Origin of the sequence: Photobacterium atrarenae (assembly GCF_024380015.1) — a bacterium.
Classification (GTDB): Bacteria; Pseudomonadota; Gammaproteobacteria; order Enterobacterales; family Vibrionaceae; genus Photobacterium; species Photobacterium atrarenae.
The window spans coordinates 2906931-2927617 of record NZ_CP101508.1 but is presented as its reverse complement, the minus strand read 5'-3'; the positions used below and the strand labels follow the sequence as shown (position 1 = coordinate 2927617).

Genomic DNA, 20687 nt, shown 5'->3' with positions numbered 1-20687 from the left:
CCCAAGGGGTTTTGTTTACGAAGTACGGACTCCGCAAGCACTTGAATGGAGTGTTTGAGAATACTGGTCAGATTTTCCGAGATTGTATCTTCCGCCGAAGGCGTAAGATAAACAGAATTTGCTTGGCGACCATAGCGTTATGGACCCACCTGATCCCATGCCGAACTCAGCAGTGAAACGTAACAGCGCCGATGGTAGTGTGGGGCCTCCCCATGTGAGAGTAGGACATCGCCAGGCTTTGAACATTAACTTGATTGAAGCCATCACAGTAAGACTTCGATTAAGTGCCGTGTGGAGCGGTAGTTCAGTTGGTTAGAATACCGGCCTGTCACGCCGGGGGTCGCGGGTTCGAGTCCCGTCCGCTCCGCCACTTCTTTGAAAGCCCCGCTAGAAATAGCGGGGCTTTTTATCATTTTGCAGAGTTTTGAATGGACTCTCACGAGCCTTCGGCTTGAGTCCCGCTGGATCGCCAGCCCGGCCCTCCGCCAATCATCAAGTCCCTAGCAGCAATGCCGGGGATTTTTTGTATGCGCAGTCGCAATACAAGAGCAGCAACTCTCGGCCATCCATGGCTTTCGCTACATTAGTGCATCCATGCACGTCGTAGTCCATTTGTTAGCTGTTGCCAATTGCCTTGAGAGAGCAGTCTGTCACGCTGCCGTTCGAGGATTCGGCTTCATGGAGGCGACGTGAGTGATGATCAAACAGCAGAAAAAGAAAAGGGTAGCCGGGCTACCCTTGACGCAAAAGCCCGAAACCAAAGGCTTGCGAAAATAACAGCTAAGCTGCTTCAACAGGACTTCACGATTCCGGCGCCCTGAAGCGGCAGTGGTGCTTCAGGGCGCCATGTTGCTTCAAACGTCCAGAAAAGCTTTCAACTGTGCGACTACCTGCTCGGCCTGCTGTCGGTCTTCCATTTCGGCAAACAGGCGCAGCAGCGGCTCGGTACCGGAGAAGCGGGCCAGGGCCCAGCCGCCGTTTTCGAAATAGACCTTGGCGCCGTCGGCATAGCTGACCTTCTCGATGGCATAGCCGAAATCCGGCAGCGCTTTGTCGACATAGATCTTGTCGTACAGGCGCTGGCGCTCTTCCGGTCGGAAATGACAGTCACCTTCTGCGGTGTAGGCGTAGCCGTATTTGTCGTAAATTTCATCGAGCATTTCTGACAGCTTTTTGCCGGTGACGCTGATCATTTCTACCAGCAGACTCGAGGCGAAGACGCCGTCTTTGCCTTTGATATGGCCGCGAATCGTCAGGCCGCCGGAGCTCTCGCCGCCAATCAGGGCGTCATCGGCATCCATCTGAGCGCTAACATGCTTAAAGCCGACCGGCACTTCAAAACACTGTTCGTTGTAGGCTGCGGCGACTTTATCCAGCAGGTGGGTGGTGGCAATGTTGCGCACCACAGAGCCTTTCCAGCCTTTGTATTCCAGGAGGTAGTAATAGAGCAGCAGCATGACTTCATTGGGGTGAATGAAGTTGCCTTTTTCATCAATGATGCCGAGGCGATCGGCATCGCCGTCTGTCCCGATGCCGATGTCATAGCCTTCGTGGGCCACTAAGTGTTTGAGTCGGTACAGGGTCGCGGCACTGGGCGAGGGCATCAGGCCGCCGAAGGACGGGTTCTGGCCGTCGTTGATCACATCAACATCGCAGCGGGCCGTGATCAGTACTGTCTGCAGGGCGTTTTTGGCGACCCCGAACATGGGATCGATCAGCACGCGCAGCCGGGCTTTTTTGATCGCCTCGATGTCGATGAAGTCGATAATGCTATCGACAAATTCATTCATCGGGTTGATTAGCTCAATCTGTCCGGAGGCTTTGGCCTGCGCAAAATCCAGGTGCCGGATATCTGCATCCGTGAGCCCGGCAATTTGTGTTTCGATTTTCTCGGTGATTACTTCGTCAGCGTCCCGGCCGCCTTCGATAAAGACCTTAATGCCGTTGTAGTCGGCCGGGTTGTGCGATGCGGTAATACAGGCCGAATAGCGGGCGCCGATCGCCCGGGACTGGAACATCACCACCGGGGTCGGGACATACTTGTCGATAAAGCTGACAACAATGCCGTTCCCGGCCAACACTTCAGAAAACCAGACCGCGGCCTTGTCGGACAGGAAGCGTCGGTCATAGCCGATCACAAAGCCCCGGTCGGTGGCTTCTTCAGCGATGATGATATTGGCAACCGCCTGGGCGACTCGCCGGACATTGGCCTGGGTAAACTCTTCGCCGATCAGGGCTCGCCAGCCGCCGGTTCCAAATTTGATCATGTGGCACTCCTTTTTCTTATCAAGCCTTGGCTTGAAAGATGGTTTTCAACATGGTTTTCAAAAAGCGGGGGTGGGCAGTCACCCCCGATCCGGGTTAGCCCATGATCACCGTGACGGTGTTGACGGAGCCGGCCGGTTGTTCCGGAATTGCGCCGTCAATCGCTTCACCGTTCAGAGTGACCGAGACAACCCCTTTGCTGACGTGATCCGGATTTTCGACCTTGATGTTGAAGGTCGCGCCACGCCACTGGCGGCTGACTTCGAAGCCCGGCCAAGCTGTCGGAATACATGGGTCAACCGTCAGGCCATTGAAGCCGGTTTGCACGCCCAGAATGAAGTTCGTCACGGCAAAGTATGCCCAGCCAGACGTCCCCGTGAGCCATGGGTGGTTTGCACGGCCATGGTTTTCGTGGTCGCGGCCCATGATGAACTGCACGTAAGAGTAAGGTTCAGCAACTCGCTTCTCGATCATGTCATTCTGGTTGTATGGGTTCAGCGCGTCATAGAACTTCATGGCACGGTCACCACGCCCCAGTTTGGCTTCCGCCACCCAGGCCCATGGGTTTGGATGCGAGAAGATGGCGCCGTTTTCTTTCACGCCTTGGTATACGCGGGTCACGAAGCCGATGTCGTCGTTCGGTGTCGCGAAAGATGGCGAGTTCAGGTGCAGACCATACTCAGAGAACAGGTTTTCATCCACGGCATCCATGGCCTTCTCACCGCGCTCTTGAGACGCCAGACCAGAGAGCACTGCCAGGGTGTTTGATTCAAGGTGCACACGGCCTTCGGTTTGCTGTGCTGTCCCGATTTTGTCACCGTCTTTTGTCAGCCCCCGGATGTACCAGCCACCTTCGTCATCCCACAGGTGTTGTTCACATGCTTCACGCACGTTCGCTGCCATTTCGGTATATTTCTCGATATCTGCAGCTTTGCCTTTGTGCTTCGCCAGGGCAACGAACTCTTGCAGGGCCCAGAAGTGCAGGAAGGAAACCATCGCAGATTCGCCGCCACCCAGGTTCAGACAGTCATTCCAGTCAGCGCGCAGACCCTTACAAATACCGGTTTGACCCACGTATTCTGCGGAGAAGTTCAGCGCTGCTTTCATGTGCTCGTAAACGGTTGCATCACCGCCATCGGCATAAGGGATCACTTCATCAAGGAAGCCTTCTTCGCCGGTTTCCTGAATGTAGTTAATGATGGTCGGTACAAGCCAGAGGTGGTCATCAGAACAGGTGTCCTTGATGCCGTGGATCTTGTCTTCGTCACTTGGGGTTGGGACCACGGTGGGTGACTTCGATGGTTTCACGTCGGCTTTTTCTGGATCGAACCAGTCCGGATCGAACAGGTGCAGACCGTAACCGGCTCTCACCTGCCCCCGCAGAAGATCAACCAGACGCTTCCGGGTCGAGCGCGGGTTCGAGTGAGGGACTGAGATCGCGTCCTGAGCGGTATCGCGGTAGCCCAAACCGGTACGGCCACCGACTTCGATGAAAGAGGCAAAGCGGGACCATACCACACAGGTCTCAGCCTGGTACAGGGTCCATGCGTTGATCATGGTGTCCAGACCTTCGTTGGGTGACTTCACTTGGAACTTGTTGCAACGGCTGTCCCAGTGGGTTTTGATCGCCTCGAGCGCCGCATCAACTTCGGCAAAATCCTGGTACTTGGCGCGCACCCGGGCGGCTTCGTGCTTGCCGATCCCTAGAATGAAGTTAAAGCGGATCTCTTCACCCGGCTGGAGGGTAAATTGTTTATGCAGCGAGCCACACTGGTTGTAACAGGTCTGGACCTTGTTGCTGCAGCGGCCCTGCTCGACGGCAAGCGGGTTGGACTCGTCCCGGTAAGGGCCGATGAAGGCGTCGCGCTGGCCATCAAAGCTGTCCGGATCGAAGCTGGAAGCCAGGTAGTAAAAGCCGGTAAAGTCATCGGTGTTGTAGTACAGATCGCACAGGATCACCCCATCTTCGTAGGAAGTCCCGGATGAGTACAGGCTCATCTGGTGGTTCTGGTTGTCCGACTGAATATGGCTGAACGAGAACTCGACAAACGAGAACGCCGACAGGGTGCGCGGGGCATCACTGTTGTTTTTGATCACCACATCCCAGATTTCAGTGTCTTCCCCTTTTGGGACAAACAAAGTCTTGCGGGCTGAGATGCCGTTATAGTCACACTTGAAGGTGGAGTAAGACAGGCCGTGACGCACTTCATAGGTCGCCTCTTCCAGGCTTTTGGCCACCGGTTGCCAGGAAATGGACCAGTAATCCCCGCTGACGTCATCGCGCAGGTACACGTAATGGCCCGGACGATCGAAGCTGGCGTTGGCACGGAATTTGGTGATCCGGTTATATTCCGGCGATTGATAAAACGAGTAACCGCCCGCATTGTGCGAAATCACGGTGCAGAACTTCTCGGTTCCCAGATAGTTGGTCCAGGGCGCCGGGACGTCTGGGCGGGTGATGACATACTCGCGGTTGTCATTGTCAAAATAGCCGTATTTCATGGTGCATCAGTCCTTTTTATGATTTTTCTTAGCTGCAAGTGGTCACTCACAGCGACGGTAATTAATGCCGACCTGGTCGAGATAGCGAAGCTGTCCGTTGAGTCGGGCTTTGAAGTCTTGCCAGTGGCGCAGTTCCGGCCGGGTCCAGCACAGTTCGGCAACGGCCAGCAGGCGCGGGTAAATCATGTATTCGAACCGGCTTTGGGTCGTGATGTGCTCGGACCATAAGCCGGCCTGGATCCCGAGAATATGCTGGTGGACCGGATCGTCGGCCTCGAGCGAGGCCAGTGGGCGGTAGCTGTAGACGGTGTCCAGTGGCAGGCTGCCGGCCCAGTTGGCGCCGGGCTCATCGGCCGAAAACCCCTGGGCCATGTCAAGATAGGTGTACTGGCCCGGCTGCATGATGATGTCGAAGCCATCCCGGGCACAGGTTAGCCCGGCTTCTTCGCTTTGCCAGGAGAGCACGACGGTCTGCTTGCTGATTTTGTTGCCTTCGGTGGCCTCTTCCCAGCCCATCATGCGTTTGCCGCGGCTACGCAACACTTCTTCGGCGAACTGCAGGATGTGCCCCTGAAGTTCCAGTCGATCCCGGTAGCCGTATTGCGCCATCAGGGCCTGGCTGGCCGGACTGTCGCTCCAGGCGCCTTCCGGCACTTCATCGCCACCGATATGAACGTAAGGGCCAGGGAAGAGCTCGCATACTTCCTGGAGTACGGTCTTGAGGAAGGTATACGTGCCCGGCAGTGCCGGCGACAGGACGTTGTCCGGGTAGCACTGCATGCTGCGGTACTGGGAGCGATCTTCAGGATCGACCAGCAACGCCGGCAGCGAGCGGATCGCGGCCCGGCAGTGGCCGGGAATATCGATTTCCGGGATCAGAGTGATCCCCCGATCGCCGGCATAGGCAATCAGCTCCCGGACCTGGACCTTGGTGTAATAGCCGCCGTAGCGCCGGTCGATGTTGAGGAACTGGGGCTTGAGTACCTCATTGGGTCCGCGCCAGGCACCGATGTCCGTCAGGGCCGGATAGGCCTCGATTTCCAGCCGCCAGCCCTCATCGTCGGTCAGGTGCCAGTGCAGATAATTGAACTTGTAGCGCGCCATCTGATTGATCAGGTGCTTGAGACGACGCACCGGGTGAAAATGCCGGGCGCAGTCGACCATCATGCCCCGGTAGGAGTAGTTCGGCTGATCGGAAATACTGACCGCAGGCAGCAGGTATGAGGCCTGCACGTGGTGCGCCGGTGTCGTTGGGATCAGTTGCAGCAAGCTGGCCGTGGCATGGGTGAACCCGGCAGTGGAGCCCGCCCGCAGCCAGATCGTGTTCGGCGTGACTTCCAGCAGGTAGGCTCCTTCGGCCAGGGTGTCATCGTGGTGATAGCGGATTTGCCCTTGCGGTGCGACCTGGATGTCTTCGTGCAGCAGAGTTTCTAATTCACTTTGCAGCCAGCGTGCGCAACCTGCTGCTAAATCGGTTGGTACCGATACGGCAACCTCGGCATTGAGTCTGAATTCCCCGTTCAGGCGGATCAGCGAATCCGGCAGGGGGATCAGGGAAATGTCCTTGGCCGGCGGCAGCGGGATCGACAGTTGTTCGACCGGCGGCTCCAGCAGGCTCAGCGAGGTGATTTCGACCGGCAGAGGCTGCACCGGGTGATCATCCGGCGCCGTATTGATAAAGGCATCCTGGATCCCCTGGTCGTGGAGCAGGAACGGCGTGGTCTCCAGCGTAAATTCGGTATAGAAATGGCCATTGGCTGCCAGCGTCTCTGGCTGGGACGGACGCAGGACGCAGTAGCTGCCGAGCTGTTCCAGTTGCCCGGAAGACAGGGTTTCAACCGGGATCCAGCGGGCAAAGGTAAAGTGCAGGGACCAGTTTTTCAGCGCCTGATCACTGAGGTTGTGTAACGTCAGGCCAAAGCGAGACTGTTGCTCGCATTGGCTGATCACGGTCAGATCAAGACGATAACTCATGGTTTGTCCTTCATAACGGGTACAGGTTGTGGGCCCCTTTGGCCATGGCCAGCGCACCATCCATCGCATCGCCCTGAGGCTCGGCCAGGCGGTCGGCAAACGGTGGCGCCAGCCAGGGCACAATCCGCTCTCCGATACTGCCCATCAGGCACACCTGATCGGCACCGCGGGCAAACAGTGCCGTCAGCAGCATTTCCACATCGGCGGCGGTCTGGCGCAGCATCTCAATGCCTAAGGTGTCGCCTTCGGCGGCATGGGCGAAAATGGCCGGTGAGAACTGGCCGTAATCACACGGACGGGCGGTTTTCGACCAGCTGACGATGGCATCCACATCGTGATTGAAGTGGGTCAACACCTGCTGGGCCAGCGGGGTTTGCGGTACCATGTCGTCGACGCTGAGCAGGACCTGCTGGATCAGCCGCAGCCCCATCACAGCACCGCCGCCATGATCGGAAATCGGGAACTCCCGGCCACCGACCACCTGTTGCGCACCGTCTTTGAGCAAGATGCCGCAGGAGCCGGTGCCTGCGATCAAAATGGCGCCTTCTTCTCCCTTCCAGGCTCCCAGACAGGCACCGTAGGCGTCGGTATTTAAGGTGATGGCACCATACGGATGCGGCTGGGCCATAAAGTCATACCAGGCTTCTTTTTGTTCGGCACCCGCCAGCGCCAGGCCGACGGACATGGCGGCAAAATCGGCATTAGTGAGGCTGGCCTGGGCGGCGGCGGTGGCAATGGCATCCTGAATCGAGCCCATGGCCACGGCACTGCCGAGCATGATGTTGGCACTGCCTGTTTTGGCTTCGCCGAGCAGGTGGCCGTCCGGATCACAGATGCGGGCGCGGCAAGAGGTCCCGCCGCCGTCAACCCCGACGTAATAACGGATGGTGTCAGTCATGGTGTCGCTCCTTAAATTGCGTCGTGATGGCCAGTAAGTACCAGCCGCCGTGGGGGATCCACTGTTCCCCCCAGCGCCAGTTCTGATCCATGTTTTGATCATGCGGCGCGGGTTTAAAGGCAATATCCCGCTCATTATCGAATCCTGCGGTGATGCCGTTACAGACCCCGCCTTTGGCATTGGTGAAGCCCAGTTCCGGCAGGTAGTCCGGGTTGTTGCGGCCGTGGCCGTCCAGCATCGACATATCGAACGGGTTCAGGCCCAGGATCCAGTCGGTCAGCCGGTGCCCGTAGACTTTCAGTGCCGCTTTCAGGGCAGGGGCGATAGGATGGCGCTGGGCCAGATAAGCCATGGCGCTCAGCGAGGCCAGACGGGCGTTTTCGCCCTGCCACCAGTAACCGGTTTCGTTATGGTGGGGAATGAAGAACTGGCTGCGCTTCTCGCCATCCACCGGGCGGACATACTGGCGCGGGTAGCCAAACGGATTGGTGACTTCGCCGGTAATGCGTAGTTCAAATTCAAGGGCCTGAGTCAATACCTGGCTGAGCCGCTGGTGGTGCTCCGGTGCCGGCTCGATATCGAGGTACTGCATCAGGCTGATGGCCGGCAGGCCGGCTTCGGCGGCATGGAAATAAGGGCGGCTGCCGTCCGGTGTGGCCGACCAGAAATGCTGTTGCTGCGTGTCCGATTGCTGGCGGGCGGCCAGTTTATCGGCCCACTGCCGGGCTTGCTCCAGGTAGCGCTGGTCCTGGGTGGCCCGGTGCAGCTCTACCGCGGCCAGCAGGGCGCAGTATTCATCAATAATGTTTTCCACGCCGTCATTGAGATAATTGCGGTTCATCTCGACCAGGTGCCAGTAGCCGTGTTCTGCGGCTGCCAGGCAGGTGCGGCTCAGTTTGCGTTCGGTCAGGCCCAGACGTTCGGCCGTCGGGGTCAGTAACAGGCGTGCGGCCGCTGCCAGGGCTGCGATACTGATGCCGCCGCCCTGACGGAATCCGGCCTGATAGTCGTCCGATTTGATCCCTTTCTGGGTGGCATAGGCACAGATATCTCGCTTGGCGGTGGATTTGCTCCACTGATCGAAGACCGTCATGTAAAAGTAGCCGTCCGGGTGTTGCATCCGAAGCAGGAACTCAGCGCCAAAGATGGCTTCTTCGGCCAGCCGAATCAGGCTGATATCGGCAATCCCGCTTTCGCCGTCCAGTAACTCAAAGGATTTCAGCAGGTTCCAGACCACCATCGGGGTCTGCTGCGGGTTGAAATAGTTGCTGTAAGAGAGATGGCTGAGGTATTTGCTGACATCGCCGGAGGCGTCATACCAGCCGCCATGGACATCCACAGTTTGCCCGCTGCCAAGCAGCGGGGCATTGCGATCGGCGCGGTCAAAGATCCCGCCGCAGCGCTGGGACTTAAAATAGTGCAGGACGTCGCTGAAGGTCCGGGTCAGCAGCAAGCCTTCGGCAATAGTGAACGGCGACGAAACGATGTCGCCAATCCGCACCTGATAGTCGCCGCACGCCGTCCATGAACTGAAATCGACCGAGTAGGCGTGGCCGGTGTGCCACTGGTCGATTTGACCGTCTACCCGGACCGGCATCTCCATCACGGACTGGCCGTCGGTGCAGCGTAGCAGTTCCGCGTGCGGTAGTGCCAGCTCCGGTGCTGCCAGGACAATCGCTTGTTTGGCACCCAAGCGATCATAGCCGAGGTGGTTCGTTAGCAGCTGCATGGTCCCTTCCTTAGTGTTCGTACAGGTAACAACGGACGAAATGGTTGTCAGATAGCTGGGTGACGCCCGGCAGCTGCTCGCGGCATTTATCTGTGGCATGGGTGCAGCGCCCGGCAAACGGGCAGCCGGTGCTGTCCGGGGTCCAGAGCGGGATCTCTCCTTTGTTGCCCTTGAGCTTTTCGTGGATTGACTTGCTAGGATCCGGGACGGCAGAGATTAACAACTGGGTATAAGGGTGTTGGGGATCATGAATAATTTCCTCGGTATCGCCCCACTCCACCATGTGGCCGACGTACATCACGGCCAGATCCTCAGCGATATAACGCGCGGTGGCGATGTCGTGGGTGATATAGAGCAGCGCCATATCGCGCTCGAACTTCATCTCTTCCATCAGGTTGAGCACCCCGGCGCGGATCGAGACATCCAGCATGGAAGTCGGCTCATCGGCCAGCACCACTTCGGCGCCGACCGCGATGTTGCGTGCCAGGTTAACCCGCTGACGCTGACCACCCGAGAGCTGGTGGGGGTATTTGGCCGCGGTTTCTTTCGGCGGGATCAGGCCGACCTGATCCAGCAGGCTGTGAACCCGCTCTGTCAGCTCTTTCTTGTTGCCCTTGCTGACCTTGTTGTGGATCAGCAACGGGCGGGCAATATGGTGAAAAATGGTGTGGGTCGGGTTCAGCGAGCCGAACGGATCCTGCCAGACCATCTGGACGCCCTGGCGATACTGCATCAGATCGCGGCGCTTGGTGATGTTGCCGATATCCCGGCCGTAGTATTCAATATGGCCGTCAGTTGGGGCGTACATCTTGGCAATCATTTTGGCGGTGGTGGACTTGCCTGAACCGGATTCTCCCACTACGGCCAGGCCACGGCTTTTGTACATTTTAAATGATACGTCGTTGATGGCGCGCATCATGGGCTTTTTCAAAGAGTTGCTGTTGACCTGAAAGTCTTTGATCAGGTTTTTGCCTTCGACAATCGGCTGTCCAACGGGTGCACTCATCTTGATCTCCTCGATTCTTGTTCTGGTTTAACTGCGTTTGGTGAACAGATGGCAGTTGGAAAAACGGTTCGGCTCAAGCTGGGTCAGTTGGGTCGGCTGGCTGAAGCAGGCCTCGTGGGCCTTGCTGCAACGGGCCTGGAACCGGCAGCCCTTCGGCACTTCCAGCAGGTTGAGCGGGTTGCCCGGGATCCCGGTCAGCCGGGTTTTCGGCCCGGTCAGCGGCGGGAACGAGCTCCCCAGTCCTTCGGTGTAGGGGTGGAACGGGGTTTCGAGGATCTGTTTTGACGGTGCCACTTCCACCAGCTCGCCGGAGTACATGATCCCGATGCGATCGGAAAACTCGACCATCAGCGAGATATCATGGGTAATGAACAGAATGGAGAAGCCGAATTCCTCCTTCAGGGCGTATATTTTTTGCAGGATCTCGCGCTGAACGACCACATCCAGCGCGGTGGTTGGCTCATCCATGATGATCATTTTCGGGTTCAGGGCCAGGGCGATGGCGATCACTAGGCGCTGGCGCATGCCGCCGGAGAACTGGTGCGGGTAATCCTGCAGCCGGCTCGGGTGAATATCGACAATCTCCAGCAACCCTTCGGCACGGCGAATCGCTTGCTGTCGGGTGAAGTTGGTGTGGCGCATAATCACGTCACAGAACTGCTCTTCCATGGTCAGGACCGGATTAAGAGCATTCATCGCACTTTGGAACACCATGGAGATCTCGCTCCAGCGAAAGGCATTGATCTGATCCTCGCTGAACTGGAGGATGTCGCCATGGCCGTCGAACAGCACTTCCCCGCCGGTAATAAATGCCGGCGGCTTATGCAGGCGCATCAGAGAGAAGGCGACGGTGGATTTGCCGCAGCCGGATTCGCCGGCGAGACCGAAGACCTCGCCCTTGCCGATGTCGAAGCTGACATTGTTGACGGCCCGGACGTCGCCGGCATCCGTGATGTAGTCGACGCACAGGTTGCGGATGGAGATTTGTGGGTTGGTCATTATTTTTCTCCCCCTTCAAGGGCCGGCTGTGTCGCCACAGTTGCCGGTGTTTTGTTCTTGTTCTGTTGCGCCAGGTTCTTCCAGCGGCGCATGCCTTTGTGTGAGCGCAGCTGCGGGTTGGCAATTTCATCAACGGCAAAGTTCAGCAGCGCCAGGCCGATAGCAATCAGGGTCAGGGCAATACATGGGGTCAGCAGTTCCCACCAGGCGCCGACCAGCATGGACGAGGAGGCCTGGACGTTGTAGAGCATGATGCCCCAGCTGATCGAGTTCGGATCCCCCAGCCCGAGGAAGGACAGGGTCGCTTCGGTCATGATGGCCAGCATCACCGATCCGATAAAGCTGGCGCCGACAATTGAGATCAGGTTGGGCAGGATTTCCACCATGATGATCCGCCAGGAGGACTCGCCCAGCACTTCCGCGGCTTTGACGAACTCTTTCTCCCGTAGCGACAGGGTTTGTGCCCGGACGACCCGTGCGCCCCAAGCCCAGGAGGTCATCCCGATGACGATGGCGATGGTGAGTGGGCCGGCCTGGCCGATAAAGGCAGCAATCACAAACAGCAGCGGCATCTGGGGGATCACCAGCATGATGTTCATGGCTGCCGACAGGACATCGTCGACCCGGCCGCCGAAGTACCCGGCAGACACACCCACCACGGTGGCGAGGAAGCAGACCATAAACCCGGCCCCGAAGCCGACGGCCAGTGACGTGCGCGCCCCGTACAGGACCTGGGCCCAGATATCCCGGCCCATGCGGGTGGTGCCGAGGGCGTGGTCGGCTTGTTTCGACATCCGCAGGGTACGGCGGTTGTCGGCCAGGTTTTCCGCCACCCAGCCGTCAGGGTTGTGTTGCGCGGCTTTCACCACAAATGCCGGATATTCATGCGGGTTGCCGGTGCGTTTGTCCGGTGCGTGTTTGGCCAGCAGCGGGGCAAATACAGCGGCCAGGACGAACAGCACGATAATGGTGAGCCCGGCCATTGCCTTCGGGTTACTCCGGAGTAGTTTCATCAGGCCTTTCATGGTTATTTCCCTCCTTTGCGCAGACGAGGATCCAGGGCGACAATCAGCAGGTCCGCCAGGAAGTTGAAGAACAGCATAAAGAGGGTCATGATCAGCAGCTGGCCCTGTAGTACCTGGTAATCACGGGCATTGATGGCGTTGAGCAGCACGGTGCCCAGACCCGGATAGTTGAAAATCATCTCGATGATCAGCTGGCCGCCAATCGCCATCCCGATGGCCATCGACAGGGCCGTCACACTCGGCAGCATGGCGTTTCGCGCCGCGTACTTGAACACCACCCGGTTCTCGTTCAGGCCCTTGCCCTTGGCCATGGTGATGTAGTCTTCGTTGAGCAGGTTGATCATGTTGTTCCGCATGTTGATCAGGAAACCGCCGATCTGAATGATGGTGGCACAGAACAGCGGCAGGACTGCATGGTAGGCCACGTCTTTATAGAAGGCCCAGCTGGTCCAGTCGGGGGTAGTACCAGCGGTATAGGCATAGGTGGACGGAAACCACTTGGTACCAATCGCGAAGGTGTAGAGCACCAGCATCGCGACCACCACGGGGGGGACGGCTTGCACCACCATCATGCCCGGAGAGATAAAGGCATCGTATTTGCTGCCGCGTTTCCAGGCCGCGAAGATCCCCAGGGTCGAGCCGATGCAAAAAGCCAGGATGACTGCGGTGCCGGCCAGGAACAGGGACCAGCCGACGGCGCCGCCCAGCATGTCATTGACGGTTTGCGGGTAGGTCTGGATTGAAATTCCCAGATCCCAGGACAGGATGCTTTTGAGGTATACCAGATATTGGTAGTACAGTGGCCCATCGACGAAGCCCAGCAGCTCCTTCATCGCGGCAATCCGCTCCGGGGTCACCTGCACCGAGGCATTGGCGAACATCATGGTTACCGGGTCGCCCGGCATTGCCCGGGGAATAATAAAGTTGATCGTAATTGCCACCAGCAGGGCAATCAGATAAAAGCTCAGTCGTCTCAGAAAAAATCCCATAACTCACACCTTAATCATCCAGCGTTCCGACCAGATTTAAGACACACCTTCCCCTGACCGGAGGCCATGTTCGACAGGAGGGGGAGGTTGAAGAGGCGGTGCGCAAGGCGCGCACCGCAAATTAAGTAATAATTATGCTTTTGGTTTCAAGTCGAGGACTTGCAGCAGGCGCTCTTGCGTGTTGGTGATTGGCATCGGACGTCCTTTCGGATTCTTCTCGTTCCACCAACCAGTAAAGCGCGCGGTGTTGTACTGCGAGGTGTAGGCGCCGGACATGACCGGAATCGTCACCTGGTTCTCCGCAATAATTTTCTGAACCTGATGGGCAATCTTCAACTGCTCATCGCGATCTGCCGTTTTGTAGAAGCCGTTCAGTAGCTTGTCTAGTTTCGCATTGGTCCAGTAGTGAAGGGCGAAGCGCGGCATGCCTTCATTGGCCTGGAAGCGTGAGTGGTAACCGCTGTCCCAGTAGGTATACGGATCGGCACCGTGGAAGTAGTTGGTGTAGGCGACATCATAGGTTGCATCCAGCATCGCCTGGTTATAGACAGAGAAGTCCGGCGTACTGGCTTTGGCATTGATACCCACTTCCTGCAGCATCTCTACACCCAGCTGAACCGTGTTGTTGAAGTCGGTCCAGCCGTTTGGTGATTGAATGGTCAGGTTGATTTGCTTACCGGTCGGCGTTTCGACAAAGCCGTCGCCATCGGTATCTTTAAAGCCGGCTTTTTTCAGCAAGGCTTTGGCGTTTTCGACGTTGTAAGTCATGAACGGCTTGTACTTGTTGTACACACTATCGTCGGACCATGCGGCGAAGGCTTTGCCCAGGCCTGAAGCGTAGTCGTTCAAGACACCGCCGCCGTAGAAGGCGATATCAATGATGGTTTCACGGTCGATTGCCATCGAGAAGGCACGGCGGAAGTCGATATTGTTGATCGCTTCACGGTTGCCGTCTTTTGGCGATTTGTAGTTCAGCATGAAGGCTTGGGTTCCGCCGGCAGGGTACCAGTATTTGTTATCCGGGCTGGCCGCTGCATAGGTGCTGTCGACATCTGGGATGAATGAGTAGGTCCAGTCAAACTTACCGCTCAGGACCTGGCCGAGGAACTGATCGTTACCGGCGATTTGCGGCAGGCGCAGACAGTCAACTTCCAGGTTGTCATTGTCCCAGTAGTTCGGGTTGCGGCACTGGGTGTAGAGTTGTGGCGTGAAGGTTTCGATTTCGGTGAATGGACCGGTCCCGACCGGGTTTTCATTGGTAAAGCGGGTTGGATCGTCAACTTTGCTCCAGATGTGCTTGGCAACGACGGAGACTTCGTTGATCAGGTAAGGGACGTTTGAGTTGGCTTCGGTGAGTTCAAACACCACTTTGTTGCCGGCTGCTTTGATCGACTTCAGGCGGACATTGATCCCGGTGCGGTCCAGCTCCGGGTGCTTCTTCAGCAGGTTAAAGGTGTATGCCACATCTTCAGCTGAGAAAGGTTTGCCGTCAGACCATTTGACGCCGTCGCGGATTTCAAAGGTGACTTGCTTGAGATCGTCAGACATATAGTAGTCTTTGGCCAGACGCATCACCGGCTTGTTGCCCTGGAGCTCGTTGAACACCACCAGTGGCTCATAGATAAAGTCCTGCGCGGTATCGAGTTGGGTTTCCAGGAAAGGGTTAAAGTTACGGACAAAGGTTGGGAAGAACTTCGGAACCATGGTCAGCTCAGTTCGCTCTGATGCAGAAGCGATGGGGGCGGTCAGCATGGTCGACGCTGCAGCAATGACTGCAAGCGAGAGTTTTTTCTTGTTGATATTGGCAAGCATAGCTGTTCCTTACTTGATTGCGCTTAAGTTTCACTTATGGAAAAAATCCCCGAAGGGTGCTTTGAGCCTACTTCGTCCTGGCAGGGTACAGCGCCGTGACGAATGGCCTTGTAGGCTCTTAGTGCCTTAAGGAAACCCCTGATTGACATTTCCGTCAATCTGCCATCTCGTTAAAACCGTTAAAAGATGCCGGTGGCCTGTTAAATCCGTCAAAACCTCTCTGTTATTTTGCTCAGTAGCCAGGATGTGTTGTGCGTTCCTTCGCATTTTATTTGATACCTCTGATAGATGTTTGTAAGTAGTCGCTATCGATTAAGGTGTGTTTTTTACTGGTTTTTTGTTGATTGGTTTCAGGCGTGTGATGTAACGCATTGTGGTTTCGTATAGTTATTTCCCGCTGGAAATTTTATTGAGGGATTTGTTGTGATTGGCTTCTCAGAAACGAAAACCAGCCAGTGCTGCAGGTGTTCAGGTGGCATAACAGGCTGTGGTTGTCCCTTTTTTGAGCAAAAAAACACTGCATTTATGTCGGGAGTTCTGACAGGTTCAGGGGGGCGGAGAGCTTAATTATCAAGCTTAAAAAATGCCGGTTTCAGGGCAGAGGCAGCCTTGCTCAGCGGTACAGCGAGGGCTGACTGCACCGCTGAGCTTACTGGCTCAGGAGCAACTGGAGCTGCTCTTTCATTTGTTCTAACTGATGGCGCTCTGCTGAGGGGGTCTGGCAACGTGCCAGCACAAAGTCGATGGTATTGAGCACGGTGCGCCAGCGTGGTGATTTGGGCAGGGTTTCCTGGTGCAGGTACTTATCCAGCGTCCGGGTTTGCAGGGTACTGCGGTCGAGATAGACCCGCCACAGGCCGCTCTCTTCAGCCAGTTCGAACTTGGTTTTCTGCGTTGTTTCTTCCCAGTACTGCAGAGTGGCTTTCATGGTCTCGACCAGCAGGGCGCGGATGGTGTCGGCTTTCTCCTGCTCCTGGCCGTCCAGTTTGTCGGCCAGATGGGTAAATTCGTCTCCCAGCTCACGCAGTTGTTGCAGGTTGCTGCGATCACCATCGGCGGCAAAACCGCAGATCACTTCAATGGCATTTTCCAGCATTTCGATGCGCTGCTGTGTCGTCGGGCCATGGTGATCGATGATCAGCATCCGTTGTAGACCGGCGCTTTCCGGCAGGTGGATCACATCGGTTTCAAACGCCGTCATCGTCTCGCCACAACGGAACAACAGGCTGCCGTGATAATGATGGCTGGTACTGATTTCTTCTGGCAAGTGGGTGGCGAGGAAATCGTCAATGCTATGGCGCTCTAATTGCTCCGGTGCCCGGTGCAGCAGCTTTCCGGCGGCACTGTTGGCGTAGCGGATCCGGCCGTCCTGGCGGACACATAAAATGGCTTCCTGGGTGGACTCGAGCAGGCCCAGTAGCCGGCTTTGGGCCTCCAGCAGGCCGGCTTCGACGGCTTCACGACGCTCAATTTCCTGTTCCAGGGCCTGATTTTTTTGACGCTGGATCTCGGTTTTGCCTGCTTGCAGGTGGGCATGGATCCGGGCCGTCAGCTCTTCTTTGTTAAAGGGTTTGGTCAGATAGTCATTGGCCCCGGATTCAAACCCCTTGATCCGATCCTGAACCTGCCCCAAGGCCGACAGCATGATGATTGGCAGCTCGATCAGCGAATAACGTTGACGCAGCTGCTGGCACACTTCATAGCCGGACATTTCCGGCATCATGATATCGAGCAGGATCAGTGCTGGTTGCTCGGCCTCGACCAGGGTCATGGCCTCGCGTCCGTTGTCGGCGGTCAGCACCCGGTAGCCCTCAAGCCGCAGGAAGTTATTGAGGATCTGTAGGTTGACCGGTTCGTCATCAACCACCAGCAGTAATTCGCCATCCGGGTTTTCCGGCAGGGCTTCAGTGTCGCAACTGGCAGCTTCAATCGCCGGCAACTGAAAATGCTTGCCGGCACTGGCCTGCCGACTTTCCGCGATGTCAGCGGTTGATGCGAGGTTGAGGGTGAAGCTGAACGTGGCTCCGACCATCGGCTGGCTGCTGACATAAAGCCGACCGCCCATCAGCTCGATGAGCTGGCGGCTGATCGACAGCCCCAGGCCCGCACCTTGGCGGTAATGGCCGGATTGGGTATTGGCCTGGATCAGCGGCTCAAAAATATGCTCAAGCTGCTCAGGCGGGATCCCCTGGCCGGTATCAACCACCTGGATCCGGAGCTGATGATCCAGCACGGTGGCCGAGAGGATGATCTTGCCTTCGGAAGTGTACTTGATGGCGTTCCCGACGAGGTTGTAAAGCACCTGCTCAAGCCGCTGCTCATCCCCCAGAACCAGAGGCAGGTCATCGGGAATTTGGTTGATGATCCGGATTGGCTTGCTGCCGAGCAAGTGGTTGGAGAGTTCCAGGACCAGGCGAACCGCCGAAGCCAGATCTACCGCCTGCTTGTCGATGTCCAAATCGCCATAACGCATCTTATGATAGTCGAGCAGATCATCGACCAGGTTAGTCAGGCGCTGACCGCTGTTGATGATCATTTCCAGCTGGCGGCGCTGGGCCGGCTGGATCGGTCCGCTGGCACCGGCCAGCAGGGATTCGGCAATCCCGACCATGCCGTGGAGTGGGGTGCGCAATTCGTGGGAGGTGGTGGCGAGGAATTCATCTTTGAGCTTATCGGCAACCTGGAGCTCATCGTTTTGCTGGCGGATCACCTGCAGGCTGTGCTCCAGCTCGGTATTTTGCTCCCGGATCAGAGTGATTTTTTCGCGAATGGAACGCTGCATGCGGGCAAAGCTGACCGCCAGGCGGCCAATCTCATCGCTACGGTCGGTGCTGGCAATGGCCTGGTCCATATCGCCGGCAGAGACCTGCTCGGCAGCCCAGGTCAGGCGCAGCAGCGGAGCGGTGATGGAGTTCGACAGCCAGTGCGAGGCGAGAATCACCAATATGATGGCGGTCAGCATAGCGCCGGCAAAGATTTTCTCCAGCTGGTGGACCCGGGCGAAAGCCTCTTCTTCCGGCAGCTCAATCACCAACGCCCAGGTGTTGCCCAGCACATCGACCGGGGCAAAGGCACTGAGGACCGGGATCTGGTTGAAGTTCAAAAAACTGCCGACGCCGCGCTCACCACTGAGGGCCAGCTCGATGCTCGGGCTGGACAGGTCGCCCGGTTGCGACTGGCTGTCCGGTAGCCGGGAGTCATGGTCGGTGCCAATCAGCAGGGTCTGAACATGGCTGGTGCGGCTGCCGGTGTCGGTGATCAACTCGGCGATTGATGGGCTGGCGAGCTGGAAAAACACATAGCTGTGGAGATAGCCCTGCTGGATAATAGGCGCTGCAAACCAGGCGGCGTGCTCATCGCTGCCGGCAACGGAGCTGAAGTCGGTAAAGACCACCGGGACCAGTTCCGGTTCCTGTTGGGCGCGGCGGGCTTGGTCACGGATGGTGGTGAAGGTCTGGTGCAAGGCCGGGAAGGCAGTGGCCGCTGAAGCCAGGTTGAGACTGAACTTATCCGGGCTGGTGGCGGAGTAGACGATATTGCCGTCGAGATCGACCAGGAGGATATCGGTGAAATCAGAGCGCTTGAGATATTCGGCATAGGCCCAGTTATAGCGCTTGTACATCAGACGGTAGCGTTCATGGCCGACATAGTTGCCGCTATAGCTGCTGTTGTCGGTTTTGGCGGTCAGGGTGTCGGTAAAGTAACGGCGGTTGCCAATGCCCTTGACCAGGGTCTCAATGTCCCCCAGTTGGTGGTAAGCCCCGACCAGGCCGTAAAACCGGCCGCCGCTGGCGTTGGCCAGCTCGGAGCGGGCAAAACTCTGGACCTCGGACTCACGGGCGGCAAAGTAGCTGCTCAGCTGTTTCTGCTTGTTCTCCAACAATGAGGCAAGGTGGTTGGTACTTTGCTCAACCAGATCATTGGTGTGAGAATTGAGAAAAAACAGGGCTGACAAGGTCAGCGGGGTAATACTGAGGACGAGAAACGCCAGCATAAGAGTATGCTTAAGGCGCTTGAAACGGGCTGTTTTCTGCATTCCTGTGCCTGAAGTTCATCTGGTGAATACGAAAGTGAAGCGCGGGACCAGATCAGCGCTTCCGTCAAAACTGACGTGATTTACGGCTGTTTTGACAATTTTGATGCGCTTTCAGCACGAAGTGACCCTACAAAACAGCCAGATCCCCCGTTATACCGAGTTTTTTTGAGTGTTCAAGGAAGTGGGGGTGGAAGCGTGTTCCGAAACACATATTTAACAAGATTAACGGTGGAATGAGCCATTATTGCCCGAATTTTGTCACAAGTGACGGCTTTTTCCGCGTGGCCAAGGTGCGGGCTGACTCATGGCTCAGCCCGGAAGGATCATTTTTTTGCGGCGTAAATATTGAATTTATTGGTGCCGGCCAGGGTGTCGCAATGGCCCAGGCTGGCTTCGATCAGCGGTGGATAGCGCAGGAAGCTGTTGGCAACAATGATCATCTGGCCATTCGGCGCCAGGTAATTCGGCGCTTCGGCAATGAAGGTCTCTGTGGCGGTATAGAAGGTTTTCAGGCCGGCATGGAATGGCGGGTTGCTGATCAGGTAGTCGTAAGGCCCGCTGAGCGCAGCATAGACATCGGTCGGGGTAAAAGTCGCCTCGAGTTGGTTGACCCGGAAGGTTTCGCGGGCCGATTCGATCGCCAGAGCACTGACGTCACACAGCTCCAGGTCGATGCCCGGATTGCGGGTTTTCATCACTGCACCGATGACTCCGGCACCGCAGCCAAAATCCAGTACCTTGCCTTGCAGCGGCGGCAGGGTATTGAGCAGCAGCTCGGAGCCCTTGTCGAACTCGCCGTGACTGAAGACACCCGGCAGCGAGCGAATCGTTAGCGCGGTGCCGGCGACATTGACGTCATAGCTACGAAACCAGTCCCGGAGATCAAATTGAGGCGGTGCCTGTTCACAGCGGCCCCAGTAAAAACTGCAGCGGCGGGCAGAGTCATACTTGGTCAGGCTGCCGAATGGCTGGAGCAGTTTTTCGGCGCTGCGCACGCCACTGCGGTTCTCACCCACGATGCATACCTCGGTGCCCGGACCGAACTTGGCCAGTGCCATGGTGAGCAGGTATTCGGCTTCGGCCTTGGCTTTCGGCCAGTACATCAGGATCATGTCACATTCCAGATCGGCGGTCAGCTCGGCCCCGAAACAGGTTTCGATCTGGCTGTGGCGCTGCATCTGGCGGGAGTAGCCGTAATGGGTGGTAAATACTGCCACAGTGCTGGCGACCTGGGTCAGTTCCAGCGCAAAGCTGTCGGCAAGCTCGCCGATCACCAGCACCTTGCGGTTTTCAAAAAACTCAAGTTGGCGGGCAACCACCTGGCTTGCAGCAGTATAGGACATCGTGGCCTCAATCTCGTCTTGCAGAATTCTGGGCGCGAATTGTTCCACAAATCACCAGAGATGGAAAGGCGAACAGCGCCGGAGGATGGCGCTGTTGCGGGAGGTTAGG

General features: G+C 57.1%; 12 protein-coding genes, 1 tRNA gene and 1 rRNA gene. 2 read left to right on the top strand and 12 right to left on the bottom strand.

Annotation, left to right across the window (positions count from 1 at the left end; translation table 11 throughout):
- Positions 1-121 precede the first annotated feature (121 nt).
- Together rrf and NNL38_RS13605 are read left to right on the top strand one after the other, a co-directional pair.
- Positions 122-237, top strand: a 5S ribosomal RNA gene (gene rrf / locus NNL38_RS13610).
- A 56-nt stretch (positions 238-293) separates the two neighbouring features.
- Positions 294-370, top strand: a tRNA-Asp gene (locus NNL38_RS13605).
- Between the two features lie 484 nt (positions 371-854).
- Here NNL38_RS13605 and NNL38_RS13600 read toward each other — a convergent pair.
- The 12 genes from NNL38_RS13600 to rsmC all read right to left on the bottom strand — a co-directional run bounded on the left by NNL38_RS13600 (position 855) and on the right by rsmC (position 20578).
- Positions 855-2267: a phosphoglucomutase/phosphomannomutase family protein gene (locus NNL38_RS13600; protein WP_255388562.1), complete on the bottom strand. Its 1413-nt coding sequence runs from the start codon at positions 2265-2267 to the stop codon at positions 855-857.
- A 94-nt stretch (positions 2268-2361) separates the two neighbouring features.
- A complete protein-coding gene (locus NNL38_RS13595) occupies positions 2362-4767 on the bottom strand; it encodes a glycoside hydrolase family 94 protein (protein ID WP_255388561.1) in 2406 nt (801 codons plus the stop codon).
- Positions 4768-4809: 42 nt separating this feature from the next.
- Positions 4810-6741 (bottom strand): beta-N-acetylhexosaminidase, encoded by a 1932-nt coding sequence (locus NNL38_RS13590; protein ID WP_255388560.1) that lies wholly within the window; start codon positions 6739-6741, stop codon positions 4810-4812.
- Between the two features lie 10 nt (positions 6742-6751).
- A complete protein-coding gene (locus tag NNL38_RS13585) occupies positions 6752-7639 on the bottom strand; it encodes a glucosamine kinase nucleotide-binding domain-containing protein (RefSeq protein WP_255388559.1) in 888 nt (295 codons plus the stop codon).
- A complete protein-coding gene (locus tag NNL38_RS13580) occupies positions 7632-9368 on the bottom strand; it encodes a glycoside hydrolase family 9 protein (RefSeq protein ID WP_255388558.1) in 1737 nt (578 codons plus the stop codon). Before NNL38_RS13580 ends, NNL38_RS13585 begins: the two co-directional genes overlap by 8 nt.
- A gap of 10 nt (positions 9369-9378) precedes the next feature.
- Positions 9379-10374, bottom strand: a complete 996-nt coding sequence (locus NNL38_RS13575; protein WP_255388557.1) for an ABC transporter ATP-binding protein — start codon at positions 10372-10374, stop codon at positions 9379-9381.
- A 27-nt stretch (positions 10375-10401) separates the two neighbouring features.
- Positions 10402-11373 carry an ABC transporter ATP-binding protein gene (locus NNL38_RS13570; protein WP_255388556.1) on the bottom strand — a complete coding sequence of 324 codons (972 nt, stop codon included), beginning with the start codon at positions 11371-11373 and terminating at the stop codon, positions 10402-10404.
- Positions 11373-12398, bottom strand: coding sequence for an ABC transporter permease (locus NNL38_RS13565; protein WP_255388555.1), 1026 nt, complete (start codon positions 12396-12398; stop codon positions 11373-11375). Before NNL38_RS13565 ends, NNL38_RS13570 begins: the two co-directional genes overlap by 1 nt.
- Before the next feature lie 2 nt (positions 12399-12400).
- Positions 12401-13387 (bottom strand): ABC transporter permease, encoded by a 987-nt coding sequence (locus tag NNL38_RS13560; protein ID WP_255388554.1) that lies wholly within the window; start codon positions 13385-13387, stop codon positions 12401-12403.
- 132 nt (positions 13388-13519) lie between these two features.
- On the bottom strand, positions 13520-15199 hold the full coding sequence (locus tag NNL38_RS13555) for an ABC transporter substrate-binding protein (protein ID WP_255388553.1): 1680 nt from the start codon (positions 15197-15199) through the stop codon (positions 13520-13522).
- A gap of 649 nt (positions 15200-15848) precedes the next feature.
- Complete coding sequence (locus NNL38_RS13550; RefSeq protein WP_255388552.1) at positions 15849-19235, bottom strand: response regulator; 3387 nt, start codon at positions 19233-19235, stop codon at positions 15849-15851.
- Positions 19236-19558: 323 nt separating this feature from the next.
- A complete protein-coding gene (rsmC, locus tag NNL38_RS13545) occupies positions 19559-20578 on the bottom strand; it encodes a 16S rRNA (guanine(1207)-N(2))-methyltransferase RsmC (RefSeq protein WP_255388551.1) in 1020 nt (339 codons plus the stop codon).
- Positions 20579-20687: the final 109 nt, after the last annotated feature.